Annotated in this window: 12 protein-coding genes; 4 read left to right on the forward strand and 8 right to left on the reverse strand. The window is 40.4% G+C overall.

The genetic code is table 11. The annotated features are described in order from the left end of the window. Window positions 1–65: 65 nt before the first annotated feature. The 3 genes from B9Y81_RS01525 to B9Y81_RS01535 all read right to left on the reverse strand — a co-directional run bounded on the left by B9Y81_RS01525 (window position 66) and on the right by B9Y81_RS01535 (window position 5,441). The gene (locus B9Y81_RS01525; RefSeq protein WP_245832379.1) at window positions 66–2,543 is read right to left on the reverse strand and encodes a hybrid sensor histidine kinase/response regulator; all 2,478 of its coding nucleotides are present in this window, start codon (window positions 2,541–2,543) and stop codon (window positions 66–68) included. Further along, window positions 2,527–4,248 carry a phosphoethanolamine transferase gene (locus B9Y81_RS01530; RefSeq protein WP_085535231.1) on the reverse strand — a complete coding sequence of 574 codons (1,722 nt, stop codon included), beginning with the start codon at window positions 4,246–4,248 and terminating at the stop codon, window positions 2,527–2,529. Before B9Y81_RS01530 ends, B9Y81_RS01525 begins: the two co-directional genes overlap by 17 nt. Before the next feature lie 491 nt (window positions 4,249–4,739). Next, window positions 4,740–5,441, reverse strand: a complete 702-nt coding sequence (locus B9Y81_RS01535) for a Crp/Fnr family transcriptional regulator (RefSeq protein WP_085535500.1) — start codon at window positions 5,439–5,441, stop codon at window positions 4,740–4,742. Between the two features lie 167 nt (window positions 5,442–5,608). Here B9Y81_RS01535 and B9Y81_RS01540 point away from each other — a divergent pair, with 167 nt between their 5' ends. Continuing rightward, the gene (locus B9Y81_RS01540; protein ID WP_085535232.1) at window positions 5,609–7,777 is read left to right on the forward strand and encodes a DUF5686 family protein; all 2,169 of its coding nucleotides are present in this window, start codon (window positions 5,609–5,611) and stop codon (window positions 7,775–7,777) included. On the opposite strand, the gene B9Y81_RS01545 is transcribed toward B9Y81_RS01540, so the two are convergent. The 5 genes from B9Y81_RS01545 to B9Y81_RS01560 are packed head-to-tail and all read right to left on the reverse strand — an operon-like array spanning window position 7,774 to window position 12,208. Next, a complete protein-coding gene (locus B9Y81_RS01545) occupies window positions 7,774–8,619 on the reverse strand; it encodes an N-acetylmuramoyl-L-alanine amidase-like domain-containing protein (RefSeq protein ID WP_085535233.1) in 846 nt (281 codons plus the stop codon). The genes B9Y81_RS01540 and B9Y81_RS01545 overlap by 4 nt on opposite strands. 4 nt (window positions 8,620–8,623) lie before the next feature. Beyond that, entirely contained in the window at window positions 8,624–10,645 is a 2,022-nt protein-coding gene (gene uvrB / locus B9Y81_RS01550) for an excinuclease ABC subunit UvrB (protein ID WP_095996233.1), read from the reverse strand. 3 nt (window positions 10,646–10,648) lie between these two features. Further along, window positions 10,649–10,849, reverse strand: coding sequence for a PspC domain-containing protein (locus B9Y81_RS15140; RefSeq protein ID WP_095996234.1), 201 nt, complete (start codon window positions 10,847–10,849; stop codon window positions 10,649–10,651). Window positions 10,850–10,907: 58 nt separating this feature from the next. Then, a complete protein-coding gene (locus tag B9Y81_RS01555; RefSeq protein ID WP_085535234.1) occupies window positions 10,908–11,645 on the reverse strand; it encodes a copper homeostasis protein CutC in 738 nt (245 codons plus the stop codon). Beyond that, complete coding sequence (locus B9Y81_RS01560; protein WP_139822875.1) at window positions 11,642–12,208, reverse strand: phosphatase PAP2 family protein; 567 nt, start codon at window positions 12,206–12,208, stop codon at window positions 11,642–11,644. The genes B9Y81_RS01555 and B9Y81_RS01560 overlap by 4 nt, the downstream gene beginning before the upstream one ends. A 316-nt stretch (window positions 12,209–12,524) precedes the next feature. Here B9Y81_RS01560 and B9Y81_RS01565 point away from each other — a divergent pair, with 316 nt between their 5' ends. The 3 genes from B9Y81_RS01565 to B9Y81_RS01575 all read left to right on the forward strand — a co-directional run bounded on the left by B9Y81_RS01565 (window position 12,525) and on the right by B9Y81_RS01575 (window position 15,077). After that, window positions 12,525–12,737, forward strand: a complete 213-nt coding sequence (locus B9Y81_RS01565; protein WP_262494093.1) for an Abi family protein — start codon at window positions 12,525–12,527, stop codon at window positions 12,735–12,737. A gap of 62 nt (window positions 12,738–12,799) precedes the next feature. Then, window positions 12,800–13,072, forward strand: coding sequence for a hypothetical protein (locus tag B9Y81_RS01570; protein WP_139822876.1), 273 nt, complete (start codon window positions 12,800–12,802; stop codon window positions 13,070–13,072). Between the two features lie 67 nt (window positions 13,073–13,139). Further along, window positions 13,140–15,077: an ABC-F family ATP-binding cassette domain-containing protein gene (locus B9Y81_RS01575; RefSeq protein WP_085535238.1), complete on the forward strand. Its 1,938-nt coding sequence runs from the start codon at window positions 13,140–13,142 to the stop codon at window positions 15,075–15,077. Window positions 15,078–15,139 lie beyond the last annotated feature (62 nt).

Raw genomic sequence — 15,139 nt, forward strand, 5'->3', positions numbered from 1 at the left:
AAAGCACATTTGATCATTATTCATAAAATGGGGAAAAAGATGTGGAGCTGTGGATTTTTTCCCCACTATACTCCCCACATTTGTTTAGTAACATCCGCCATAACCGATTTTATCTGGTTGTCTACTTCTGCTATCAGAGATCGCCATGCCTCATCAGAAAGTTCGTTGTCGTTCTTTTCCAAAAGTCTTAAACGCTGAACCAAATGGTTTGCTCCGATCATTGAAAACACCGGAATCATCTTATGCGCCACCTTTGACGCTTTCTCACGATCAAGCTGGTTTACTGTAGATTTAAGCAACTCTACATTATCTGAAGTTTCCTTTTTAAAGGTTTCCAAAATTGTATTTAGGGCTTCTTTATCCCCTTCGGCAAAGTCGGTCAAAGAGGAAAAATCCAGTACCATATCCTGATCAAAATCCGTTGCTAAAAGGTCATTAAGAACAGATACAAGTTCTTTTGCCGTAAACGGTTTATTCAAGAATCCGGTGAAGCCTGCCTTCAGGTAAACATCTTCCTCATTCGCCACACTGGCGGATAAAGCGACGATAGGTAAATCTGCTGCTCCTTCGATACCGGAAGCACGGATTAGTTTCACCAGTTCAAAACCGTCTAAGCCGGGCATTTGAATATCCGAAATCACCACATCATAAGACTGATTTTCCACTAATGAAAGTACTTTTTGGGGATCCACACAGGTTTCGACCTCAATCGCGTTCTGCTTTAACAGTTCTTCCGTTAGTGCCAGCTGAAGAGGATCATCGTCTACCAATAAACACTTGATGGTATGTCCGTTTACTTTCAGTTCAGACTCAGTGGTATTTGACGGGGTTGGGGTGTTCGCGATTGTTTCTTTTTCAATTTCCACCAAGGGTATACTCACATAAAATGTACTTCCTTCGCCTAATTTGCTTTCCAACGAGATGGTTCCTTCCATCAGTTCGATAAGCTTACGAGTAATAGACAGTCCGAGTCCGAAACCCTCCTTTTTCTCATTTTTCAACCGGGTAAACTCTCCGAATATCGAGTTTTGCTCTTCTTCAGGAATACCGGGGCCCGTATCATGCACAGAAAGATCTAGCACTCCATCTTTAACATCGACCGACAAAATAACTTTTCCGGTATGTGTAAATTTGAGTGCGTTGGACAACAAATTACTTACAATCTGCCTTATTCTAATCGTATCTCCCGAATAGGTCAAGTCAGTTCCCGGCTTACTAATATTCATCCGGAATTCTATTTTCTTCGCATCAGCGATTGGCTTGAAGCTTAGGAAAATATCATCAAACAATAGCTTAACATTGAAAGCTACCTTCTGTATCTCCATTTTCCCTGAATCCAAACGATGAAAATCCAGCAAATCATTGACCAAAGCAAGAATATGATTAGACGAACTCACCATATTTTCCAGATAATAACGCTGCCGCTCATCCGGTTTTCGCTTTAACAACAGTTCAATATATCCAATTATGGACGACATCGGTGCGCGAATATCATGGCTGATGGTTAACATGAATTTTTCTTGTTTCACCAATAGTTCTTCCGCATATTGCTTTGCCTTTTCCAATTGAAGCCTGTAATATAGGCTTCGCGAAATATCCCGGCTAATTATAAACACAAAACCAAGAATCACCAGAATAGCGATAATAACGACAATACCCAATATACGTGCGGATTCCTTGTAAAGCTTTTGCTTATTTGCCAATTTCTCCATCGAAGTAATGGTTTCCTCTTCTTCAATTGCGTAGAGTATTTGATTTATACGCGCATTGATTAGCACATCATTATGTCGTAGCTCCGTTGCTTTATCGTATAGCTGATAATTAAACTGCTTGCGCTCTTTCTCCAGCTTATCCTGAAAATCTTTTAGTAAAGCCGCCTGTTTTTCCTCCTGATTTGAAATATTATGTGTTGTATCAGTTCGCAAATCACTCGTGGTGTTTACCACAACTCCTACTTCTTCTTTGGGTGGCACAAAAGCATCGGCCAGTCTTTTAAAAAAATTCTTTTTCTTCCGGATAATAACGACCGAGTCTGTTTTAGTCTGTACTTGTTCTTTTACAGCTACTTGCGTAACGGTATCCAAGGCCATTGTTTTAGGTTTCGCCTTGTACACCTTTGTTTTGTTCATCTCTTTCCAGATAGAATACAACTCAGTCGTGTTCAATCTTTTATTTTCAATCAACACGTCGATTGTATCAACCCCCTGGATGTGAAAAGAGTCTGTCAGCACATCGCGCAACTCATCTAAATAAATCAGGGATTCATCCATTGTTTGGTTGAAAAGCTCAAAATACTCATCCGTCATACCAATAGGCTGACCAACTGAAGCACTTTCGTTTAATAATGAGATGATGCGGGTAATGAGATGTTTCTTTTCACGTTGTTCTTGCTCCGTTCCATCGTCAGTACTCATGCCTTTTATTATACTTAGAATATAGAAGATAGAGCCGAAAGCAATTACAGCAAAAAAGATATAACCCAAAATAACTTTCAGGGTTAGATTTTTAGACTTTTCTTCAATCGTTTCATTGTTTTTTTTCATACACAATATTCCATTTGTCGAGCATCTCAAAATCTTGCTTTTTCAATCCTATCTCCCAGAAAGGTACAGGATCGTCATGATCTCCAAGATACATCCGGTCTCTGACTTCGAACAATTCTGATGATAATGCATAAGACATATCAGACACATCTGTTTTAATATTTGCTACATCCAAAATGGTGTGAAACAAACTGTTGGTACTTACCGGCAAGTCTGCGTGCTTACTTATCCAGTCATATTTTTCAGGAAAAGAGGCTTTGTAATCTTCCGAAAACCAATAAATATACGGAATATGCAATTGATAATAGGTAGGAATGGGCGAAGCATGCAAATACCGATTGCGCTTATCGTCAAAAATATCTTCACCGTGATCAGTTAAATAGGCTAAAGCCGCACAGGTGTTCGACTTATCTATCCGCTTGATTATTTCGCTCAACACATAATCCGTATAGCAGATTGTATTATCATAAGCATTACGTAATTCTTTCTTCAGCGCAGCCCTTATTCCATCCGCTTTATCGGGTGTAAATATTGAAAACTCCCTTGGATAGCGTTCGTAATAATTAAAATGGGAACCATAGGTGTGGAGAACAATAAACAGATTGCCGGCTGATTCTGTCATTTCCTTTTCCAGATAGGGTAGCAACGCGTCATCATACGGCGACTTCAGGTACGATCCGGTTTTAAAGGAGCTTATATCAATAAATGTATCCGCTTCTCGATAAAAGCATTCAATTATAGAAGTAGTCAGCTTCTGATTTGCGATAACTACCGTTTTAAAACCTGCTTCTTTAAATGCCGTTACTATACTTTTTTGTTCGTACAGAATCGCATAATTTTCCGCACTTGCTGCCGACAGGATAACCGGAACGCTCTTATGCGTATTATTCGATTGCGTAATTGCGTCCTTCAGGTAAATCAGGTTAGGCGTTTTTTGCAGATTCGGCGTTGTTTCACGTTCATAGCCATACAAACTCCATTCCATTGCCCTACCGGTTTCTCCGACAACCAACACATACACTTCGCGCTTACCATCTGCTCTTTCGGTTTTTACTGAGTTAAAGGTAAAACCTGCTGACGTTTTCTTATAATTGGTGTTTTTCCTTGATTTATTAATTGCAAAACACAGATTATATATAGCATTGCCCGGATAAACATCGTTCTTAAATAAAAAGCGATAATCGAGAAATGCCGACGAAGAACAAACCAGCAGACTGATCAGCAGGAGTATGCCTCCGCGCTTTGCCCATCTCCATCGGAAATCAACCGGAAGTTTATTCTTCAGCAACGTAGAATGAAACGCCAACACCAACGTAGGCAACGTATAGAAAAGGAACACACAGCTAATAACAATAAATATATTCGACAACAATTCGCTTGCTTCCGAAGCATTAGAGCTCGTTAAGTTTAAAAACATATCTACAGCAATTACCGACTCGCCAAAAAGATACAGCAAAACAAGCTGCCCACCATCTAAAATCACTTTGGGCACCAAAAACCACATAACTATCCCCGGTTTAGATGCGAGAAGTAAAACCAACATCAAAACAGACATGGGGAGAATAACTGCGGATAAACCCAAAAGCACCGGTAGCGGTTCTGTGAAAAACAACACCAGATTTGGAATAATGGATAATACAACAAACACAAAATACAAATGTGTTTGCTCACAACACCATTGCTTAATTAAATTTACACTCCGCATTTACAAATAATAAAGAAATACTCAAAACTACACATACTATCTCTCATTTAAATAAGGTCTGATACAACTTGCAAAAATAAAAGTAATTATGGAGATATGAATTTCATAATTCATAAAAGTTATTGAAAAGAACGCGAACAAGTTCCGATAGCGGCTTATTATACATTATTAACAATAAGACCGGTTTTCACATTGAATCAAATGAAGCGAAAAGACCGCTCGGCAACGACTTTTTTTCTCATTTTCACAGATAAAAACAGGGCTTGGCTGCCTGTTTTTACCACTTTTATATCTTCATGATAATCAGCATATTATAACCCCTCTAAAACATAAAGGTTATTTTTCCGGAAATAAAGGTTATTTTTGGAAAAATAAAGGATATATTTTCAATCAGATAGTATTATAAAAAATTCGCTTTAATTCCTTCAAAACAGAAGAGGGGACTTTCGGAATTACCGGAAGCCCCCTCTTCTTATTTTGTCGGATCAATTTCAACCCATTTTGCTAATCTTTTTTAACTTTTCTTCATCTATGAGCTTTATCTTACGCCCATCTAAAGCGATTATACGCTCGGACACAAAAGTGGATAACGTACGTATAGCATTTGATGTAGTCATATTGGACAGGTTTGCCAAGTCTTCACGCGCCAGATAAATACTCAATGTCGCACCGTCTTCTTCCAACCCATAGCTTTCTTTAAGGAACAAAAGAGATTCTGCCAAACGCCCGCGGATATGCTTCTGGGTCAGATTTACAGTTCTTTCATCTGCTATTCCTAAATCAACCGACAACTGCCGTATAAAGAACATAGCCAGGTTTGCATTCCCCATCAACAGATCCGTAACAACAGTCATTGGAATAAGACACACCGTAGAAGCCTCAAATGCAGCTGCGTTTGTCAGATAATCTTCCTGAGCGAAATTAGCCCGGTATCCGAAATACTGAACCGGCTTAATCATTCTGATAATCTGACTTCTCCCTCCAACACCTTCTTTGAAGATTTTCACCTTACCTTTCAGTAAGCACATCATATCCTTTGGCTCGTCGCCCTCACAGTAAATCAACTCATTGCGTTTGAACTGTTGGATCGTCGAACTACCGCGGAGTATATCCCGTTCCTTATCGGTCAGGACTCTCCATACATCTGATAAGCTGGCCGACAAATCGACCTCTCCTTGTTGTTGTTTAACCACGACTGCTATATAACATACTTGTGAAGCACAAATATACATTATTTCTTTTAATGTAGTAATATAATACGATTGAATAATTATATCGTTCTTAATATTTCGGGTCACAAATCAAGCTTTTTCATTTTTATTTTTTACGTTTGTAATCAGATCAAAATAAAGTGGAATAATTGAATAGGTTTTTCTTCATACTCATATTTCTTTCTGTTGCATTCCAATTAACCGCCTTAACCGTAGCGGACAGAAAAAAGCATGTTTTATCTGCACTCGACAACAAACATACCTCGACCGAGATCGCAGACTCAATTATGCACTGTGTGATATGGGCTGCCTCTAAACACGAAAAAACACTCGCCAAATACGAGGCCGAGATTTACATTAAAGGACGTACGGAGATTCTACAAAACAACGCGCTTATTCGTTTGGCTCATCACATATTGCCGGTAAACCGAAAAAACAGAGATATGTTGTTCGAGATTGCCAGCTTTTCCCAATATACCGCTCCCAACATTTACAAACATGAAATCAAAGCCATTACTGGGAATAGTATTCCCAATCAAAAGAAACAGCAGGAGGCACTTAATTTCCTCAATATAAACCTCTACTCTCCTACGCTTTATAAGGAAGACTTGCTAACTCCCATATCCACAAACGCTTTTTCTTATTATGCTTTTGACCTCGACGGCAGCGAACAATACGATGGTTATACGGTCTACAAGATACGTCTTACCCCTAAGATGGAAAGTCAAAACCTAATCTCCGGTTTCATCTACATCAGGGATGAAGAATGGACTGTTGATAAAATAGACATAAACGGTCGTTATAATTTTGCGGATTTCAATCTGGTTATATCCTATAATAAGGAGAAAGGGAAATTTATTTTACCTGAAAACGCAGATCTTAAAATGCGGGTAAGCTTGTTAGGAAATGTGATTGAAACCTCTTATCACTCAAATTTCAAGAACAAAAAAGTTGAATGGATAGAGCAGACAGATGGACCTAAAAAGAAGAAATCACTCGACTTGACCAATCAGTATTCTTTATCAAACAAAGAAATACCGATCATCAACGATTCTACATTCTGGGCTACCTATCGTGACAATCCGCTTTCTGCTGAGGAGAAAAGATTGTATGAAATGACCTCCATTTATCAACTCGGAAATGATACGGCACGATCGGCCAAATATCTTGAGATAACCGAAAATCTTACCGGGTCTATTAATATGAATATAAAAAGCACCCAACTTCGGTATTCGGGATTATTTAATCCGTCGCAGTTGGGATATTCCAGAATGAACGGTATTACGTACAAGCAAAAACTCCGTTTTACCAAAAGATACCAAAACGACCGTCAGTTTCGTTTTTTGCCCGAAGTCGGATTAATATTCAAGCGAAAAGAAATCTTCCTCAAACTGGGAACCGAGTTTGAATATTATCCTCAGCGGTTAGGTAATTTCAGTTTCTCGGTGGGGAATACTTATCAAAGTTATTCGTCGCTCTTCATGCAGGAAATTAAGGAACACACGAAAGATTCTATTTTCAATTTTGATAATTTTGAACTCCCTTACTTTAAAACCTATTTTGCTGATTTCAGACATAGTATTGAGGTTTTTCATGGGTTTCAGGTGTCCGCCGGACTTTCTTATTATCAACGCAAGCCTTCCAAAAAGGAATTTTCTATTAACAATCCGGAAATTGCAGAGCTGATAAACAAAGATTACAACGATTTCACACCGGTTATCAGTGCCTCATATACACCAAGAATGTACTATAGGATGGTCGGGAATAAAAAGGAATACATGCATTCTTATTATCCGACAATTACAGCAGAAGTAGCCAGGGGGATTCCCGGAATACTTAGCAGCAACGGCGATTATTGCAGAATAGAAGCGAACGTACAACAAGCCGTTTCGATCGGTTTAAGCCGGGAATTAAGTTACAACATAAGTGGCGGTTTGTATACGGAACAGAAGTCGGTTTATTTTGCTGATTTCCGTTTTTTCGGACAGAGTTTCTTCCCGGACAGATGGAGTGAGGAAATGGGAGGCAGATTCCATTTATTAAAACGAGAGTGGTACAATGCGTCCGACAAATATGCACAAGCTCATTTCATGTATGAAAGTCCGTTCATACTATTACATCTGTTCAAAAAAGGCATATCGAAATATGTACTTTCCGAACGTTTCTACTTCGGTCAGTTATGGACTCCGGTGTTGAATAGCTATACGGAAATTGGCTATGGGATAGGTAATAACATCTTTAATATAGCCGGATTCGTTAGCTTCAGAGGCAAAGAATATCAGCGGTGCGGATTCCGGTTTGCGTTTGAACTTTTTTAAAATTGCGGACGAACAACAAGTATGCCACTATTCTTTGATACTGACTTTGCGTATTCCTGTAATGTGCCGGATTGTACAACTACCTTTTTCTGCGTGGAAGAGGCATGAACAAAAGTCAATCTGCCGGATTCCCATCTGGCAATACCTACATGAGACACATCTAAACCGGCTATTGAGGTTACAAAACAAATCATATCTCCATCCTTAATGCCTTCACCACAAGCATCGATCCGATCTTTGGAAATAAAGTAATGCGAACGATCATTGACCGATTTTTCGACAGCTGCCATATCGGCGATCAACGCAGGATTATCTTTCAGCAGCTTATATTTATCAGCGTTTCGACTCATGAAAAACAAATCAATTGATAACGGATCTCCACCTATTTCTTTCGTAACATCCTTTACCAAGCCCTTTTGGGTATTTTCAAAGATCCAATCTGTAGTATAATGGAGCCGGCTGGTATAGCCATCAATAATACTGTTCCGATAACGGAATTGTTTCAGATTTTCACAGAATGATTCGAAAGAAGGTTTTCCGTCTACAACGGTTTTCGACAGAGACAAAACCGTTTCTACAAACGTAGTGCAATCCAACTCCCGCAAATTAACAACCAATCCTTCGGGTTCCTTTTCCAAGGTTGCAGCCACATAAGGCGTATTCAAAAAGAACATGGAAGTAGCCATTATTACCTCTTGCGAAGTATAGTCATCCGCTGAAATATAATTGATGTAGCGATCAAAAATTTCCCGGTCCTGCTGCACCATGTACAACTTATCCTCAACCGCATAGGTCGAAAAAGAACACAGAAATACGACGAATAGAAGGTAATAAAATTTCATACTGTTATTTTTTAGTAGTCAATAAGTCCTGCAATTTAAGCAATTCATCCCGATATTGAGCAGCCTCGATAAAGTCGAGTTTTTTAGCAGCTTCAGCCATTTGTTTGCGCGTGCGTTCAATCGCTTTCTCTAATTGGGGGCGCGACATGTAGCTAATCACCGGATCTGCAACAAGGCTTGGTTGCGGCTCAACATAAGCATAAGGATCGATCGCAAGCGTACCTTTTTCCGACAACAAGGAAGATGTGTTTCGTTTCACCTGTGTAGGTGTGATGCCATGAGCTTCGTTATATGCCAACTGTTTCTCACGCCTACGGTTCGTTTCGTCTATAGTAAGCTGCATACTGGCCGTGATTTTATCCGCGTAGAAGATCACCTTTCCATTCACATTACGGGCCGCGCGTCCGGCAGTTTGCGTCAGCGAACGGTGAGATCTGAGGAATCCTTCTTTATCCGCATCAAGTATGGCAACAAGAGATACTTCTGGTAAATCCAGACCTTCACGCAACAAGTTCACTCCGATCAACACATCAAACAAGCCCTTTCGCAAATCATCCATAATCTGAATGCGGTCAAGTGTTTCCACATCACTATGAATATAATTACAGCGCACGCCCATCCTACCCAAGTAAGCAGTAAGCTCTTCGGCCATACGTTTGGTCAGGGTAGTAACCAACACCCGTTCGTCAATGGCAGAACAACGCTGTATTTCTTCCATCAGATCATCAATCTGGTTCATTGTAGGCCGGATATCAATCACCGGATCAAGAAGTCCGGTCGGTCGAATCACCTGATCAACGATTACCCCTTCACTCTTTTCCAATTCAAAATCCGCAGGTGTCGCACTAACGTAAATGGCACAATGAATAAGTGACTCGAACTCTTCAAACATAAGTGGGCGATTGTCCGTTGCCGCCGGCAGACGAAATCCATATTCCACCAAGTTTTGTTTTCTCGAACGGTCTCCACCATACATGGCACGTATCTGAGGTATAGTAACATGACTTTCGTCAACTACGAGCATAAAATCTTCGGAGAAATAATCTAACAAACAATAAGGACGTTCGCCGGCTTCGCGTCCGTCAAAATAGCGGGAGTAGTTTTCAATGCCGGAGCAATGCCCCAATTCCCGGATCATTTCAAGATCAAACGTAACACGTTCATAAAGACGCTTGGCTTCAAAATGCTTCCCTATGGACTTCAAGTACTCTACCTGAGTTCCAAGATCCACATCAATTTGTCCGATTGCCCTGTTCAGCTGATCCTGTGTAGTTACAAACAGATTAGTCGGATAGATATTCAGCTCATTTTGTTCATCGATTTCTTTTCCCGTATCCGGCTCAAAAGTAGAAATTCGCTCTATCTCATCACCCCAGAATTCTATTCGGTAAGCCATTCCATCGAATGTTTCAATCGCGGGGAAGATATCCACTGTATCCCCATTCACGCGAAACGTGCCCCGTCGAAATTCCACTTTGTCATTTACATATAAAGCACCTACAAACCGGCGAATCATTTCATCCCGGTCTATCCTCATTCCCGTTTCCAGATGCACCACTTTCTCGGCAAAAGCACTCGGGTCCGCCATACCATACAGGCAAGAAACAGAAGAAACAACAATCACATCCTTACGTCCGGATAATAAAGAAGCCGTTGCCCGCAAACGAAGTTTATCTATCTCATCGTTGATGGCCAGGTCTTTTTCTATATAGGTATCTGTAGTAGGAAGGTAAGCCTCAGGCTGGTAATAATCATAATACGAAACAAAATACTCCACCGCGTTATTCGGAAAGAAAGCCTTAAACTCACTGTAAAGCTGAGCTGCCAAAGTTTTATTATGACTAAGGATCAAGGTAGGTCGTTGCACTTTCTCAATCACATTCGCGACTGTAAAAGTTTTGCCCGAACCTGTAACACCAAGCAAGGTTTGGAAAGGAACTCCGCTAAGCAAGCCTTCCGTTAATGCGGCAATAGCCTCCGGCTGATCACCGGTAGGCTTAAACGGAGAAGATAATTCAAAATTCATTCTTTAATTATCGGGGTCGACAGGCATAACAAGCCAAAGGATGAAATACGCAATTACACCTGAAAACAAAGTGAATACAGAAAGTAGAATATACCCGACACGCACAAGCGTCGGATCTACATCAAAATAGTTCGCAATACCTCCACAAACACCGCCTATCATTTTATCTTTCAATGATCGGCTTAATCTTTTGCGTGTTTCCATCTTCTTTCTTCTTTTAAATGGGTGATTAATAGATCAAAAATAGGAAAATCTTAACATATTACAAATAAAGAGCTACCTTATTTCTATCTGTTTCAACTGTTTCAAATTCGGATGTCACCGCACTGCTTCCCATAGGCACTCGTTCTTTACGATACACCATTTTACTATGCACTACGCTTCGTGCTGAAGTATGGAATTCCACAGCTCCGGTCTCGGCTTCTATACGCGCAACATTATCTTCGCGTACACCACAGCCGGGCATAATAATAATCCTTCCGGCGGCTTGCTTTACCAGTTTGGCTAATAAGGGAATGCCTGTTACCGCGTCTTTTTCCTGGCCCGAAGTCAGCACACGATCACAACCGGCTTCGATAAGCTGTTCGAGCGCGACAAACGGATCGCGACAAACATCAAAAGCACGATGAAATGTAACCGACAATGGTTTTGACGCATCGACCAAACGTTTCAACAACTCCACATCTATATCTCCTTCAGCTGTCAGACAGCCAAAAACAACCCCATGCACCTTCATATCTTTAGCCATTTCAATGTCATACATCATTGATTTAACCTCAGCCGGAGTATATAAAAAATCGCCTCCACGAGGACGTATTATAACATTAATAGCAATAACTGAAGTTAACTCCTGCGCTGTTTTTATCTCTCCGTAACTCGGAGTAGTACCCCCTTCCGGGATTGCGGCACATAGTTCCACACGAGTAGCCCCACCTGCCTCAGCCTCAACACAACTCTGAGCCGAGTTAGCACAAACCTCAATAATTCTCTTCTTTGTCATACCTCTTTATTTGTTTTGCGTTTTTTAAAATAACAATACAATTTCCACGAAAAAACAGCCATCAGGCTACCAAATAAAATACCCACAACCACATCCATCGGATAATGTTTCCCCACATAAATACGGCTATACCCCACGATTAATGCCCACAGAACGGTACTCACAGTAAACCAGTTCCTTCTCACAACCAACGAGGCAAATATCGCCAAGGCAAAAGAAGAGGAAGAATGAGCCGAAAAAAAACTGTAGCTGGTATCAAACTTTTCTATCGCATGAATAACATCCAGAAAAGCGGTTTCATGAATCGGGCGTGGACGTTCAACAATCACCTTTATAAGTTGATTGGATAAATTTGTAGCTGCCACAGAAAAAAACATAAAACAAGCAGCAAGCCAACGCCTTTCTTTCGATTTCACGAATAAAACATACAAAAAAATCAGCCCGGCAATCACTCCCCAGGCAGTATATGAACTAAAGAACAACATAACCGGATCCAACCATTCCGCATGTTGTCTGTTAATATCAAGAAATAACTGTTTATCAAAATCAATAATCTGATGCATATCTTTTATAATAAAACAGTGCAAGATACGAACTTCTATATTAATGCGATCATTCCATAAATGAGAATTCAATTTACACACAAAAAAAACACTTATTTCCAACTAAATATCAACAAATATATTAGCAAGATATACATCCTTTTAAAAAAAGCACGGCCGTGCTTTTATTTTTTGAGGCTCCTGCTTTTGTTTTTTGACGGCCGTGCTTTTGTCTTTTGAGGAGCCTCATATTTTTTTTACCTCCTAAATATCGCCCAATATTATAGTATAATCGTTGAAGATTAAACGTTGAAAAAACAGACAAGACATTATTAGTATTGCAAAATCATTTGGCATTCCTTCCGAACGAACTTTCTGTTCCTGGCTTCATGTTATAAACTATGTTCGAAACATAAGTGCTCATCATGCGCGATTGTGGAATATTAAGTTTGCCATTCAACCTAACAACTTCCCCTATGGCGTATCTGACTCAAAAACGCATCTAAAATGCTTGTATTCTCATAAAAGTCATTATCTTTATGGGGTATAAAATAAGACTAAAAACGCTTTAAAAAAGCAAGTAAAGATAATATGCCTCTCAGGCGCGTCGTAATGACAGCATACTTGAGGGGCGTTCTTAATTTATATACCTTACTATTGCTGTTTTTCACGGATCAGGAAGATTATCATTCTGTACCCGAACTACTCGGTAAAAACAAAAATACAGCAGTATATTTTGCCGGTCAATGGCTACGGCTTGTAGTTAATTGCGAATTGGTTTTTACTCGCACCATTAAAGGCAGAAAGCTAATTCTTAAAGCAAAGGTAAAAGCACTTGCCTCGCAATTTGAGGATAAATCAGAACAAATAAACAAGTGGGTGTAAGGAAAGAAATGATGAATGGATACTTTTGTTGTATCTTTACATCCTATTTATTAATGAAGATTTGAATATGGTATCGGTTGAAGGACTAACGGTAGAGTTTGGAGGGTTTACTCTTTTTGATGATGTTTCATTTGTGGTTAATAAAAAAGACCGCATCGCTTTAGTGGGAAAAAACGGCGCGGGCAAATCAACCATGTTGAAAATATTCGCCGGGTTGCAACCTCCTACTTCCGGAAATGTTAGTCTGCCGAAAGACATTACCGTGGGTTATCTGCCTCAGCAAATGCAACTTTCGGATGCGCATACCGTACGCGAAGAGGCCGAACTGGCTTTTGAGCATATCCGAAAAATGGAGCAAGAGATTGAACGACTGAATCTCGCATTGGCGGAACGTACGGACTATGAAACCGAAAGTTATCATGCCTTGATTGAACGGGTGACGCATCTTTCCGAACTTTTTCAGATGGAAGGGGGTACTAATTTTCATGCCGAACTGGAGCGTACATTAATAGGACTTGGTTTTAAGCGTGAAGATTTTGACCGGCCTACTTCCGAATTTAGCGGCGGTTGGCGTATGCGTATCGAATTGGCGAAATTATTGTTGAAAAGACCTGACGTTCTCCTACTCGACGAGCCGACCAACCACCTGGATATCGAATCTATTCAATGGTTGGAAAACTTTATCGCTACTCGCGCTAACGCTGTAATCCTTGTTTCGCACGACAGGGCTTTTATTGACAACACTACTTTCCGCACCATAGAAATCGAGCTGGGACATATCTATGATTATAAAGCGAAATATTCGGAGTACGTAGTGTTGCGCAAGGAGCGACGCGAACAACAAATCCGGGCTTTCGAGAATCAGCAAAAGAAACTGGCGGATACGGAAGCCTTTATCGAACGGTTTCGCTATAAAGCGACAAAGGCTGTACAGGTTCAATCGCGCATCAAACAGTTAGAAAAAGTAGAACGCATTGAGGTGGACGATGTCGATACAGCCATGCTGAGCCTTAAGTTTCCTCCGGCTCCACGTTCCGGTTCTTATCCCGTTATCGTGGAAGATTTAGCCAAACGTTATGGCAACCACCTTGTTTTTGAACAGGCTACGTTTACCATCAACCGGGGAGATAAAGTTGCTTTTGTAGGGAAAAACGGAGAAGGAAAGTCTACATTAGTAAAATGCATTATGGGCGAAATCGACTTTGAGGGCAAGTTGCAATTGGGTCATAATGTAAAGATTGGTTATTTTGCGCAGAATCAAGCGCAGTTGCTAAATGAGAACATGACGGTTTTCGACACGATCGATTATGTTGCCCAAGGAGATATACGAACGAAGATCAGAGATATATTAGGTGCATTTATGTTTGGAGGAGAGGCTTCGGATAAAAAAGTCGGCGTGCTTTCCGGAGGTGAACGCAGTCGCTTGTCCATGATTCGCTTGTTGTTAGAGCCGGTAAATCTGTTGATTCTCGATGAGCCTACCAACCACTTGGATATGCGTTCTAAAGATGTTTTGAAGGATGCCTTGAAAGAGTTTGACGGCACAGTAATCCTCGTATCTCACGACCGTGAGTTTCTGGACGGCTTAGTCGACAAAGTCTATGAGTTTGGCAATAAACGTGTGGTAGAGCATCTGGGGGGCATCTATGATTTCCTTGAACGCAAAAAGATGGACAACCTACGCGAACTGGAACGTTCTGCCCAGGCACAATCAGACGACACACTGCAAGGAGATACCAAAGTAACCGACAGCAAGCTTTCTTACGAAGCCCGGAAAGAACAGGCCAAAGTGATACGCAAAGTAGAAAAAGCAATCACAGAATGTGAGGAAGACATTTCAAAGACAGAAAACAAAATCAGTGAACTTGAAGCCCGGCTGGCAACTCCTGAAGGTGCTTCAGACACAAAATTATACACCGAATATGGCGACCTCAAGAAAAAATTGTCAGATTCAATGGAAAAATGGACGGAATTGACATTAGAATTAGAAGATTTAAACAGTTAACTAGGTCGGACGTACTATAGAAATTAGTATATTTGCAATTCGGTCTTTTAAATCTATAAACG

The organism is Massilibacteroides vaginae (genome assembly GCF_900178525.1).
GTDB lineage: Bacteria > Bacteroidota > Bacteroidia > Bacteroidales > Tannerellaceae > Massilibacteroides > Massilibacteroides vaginae.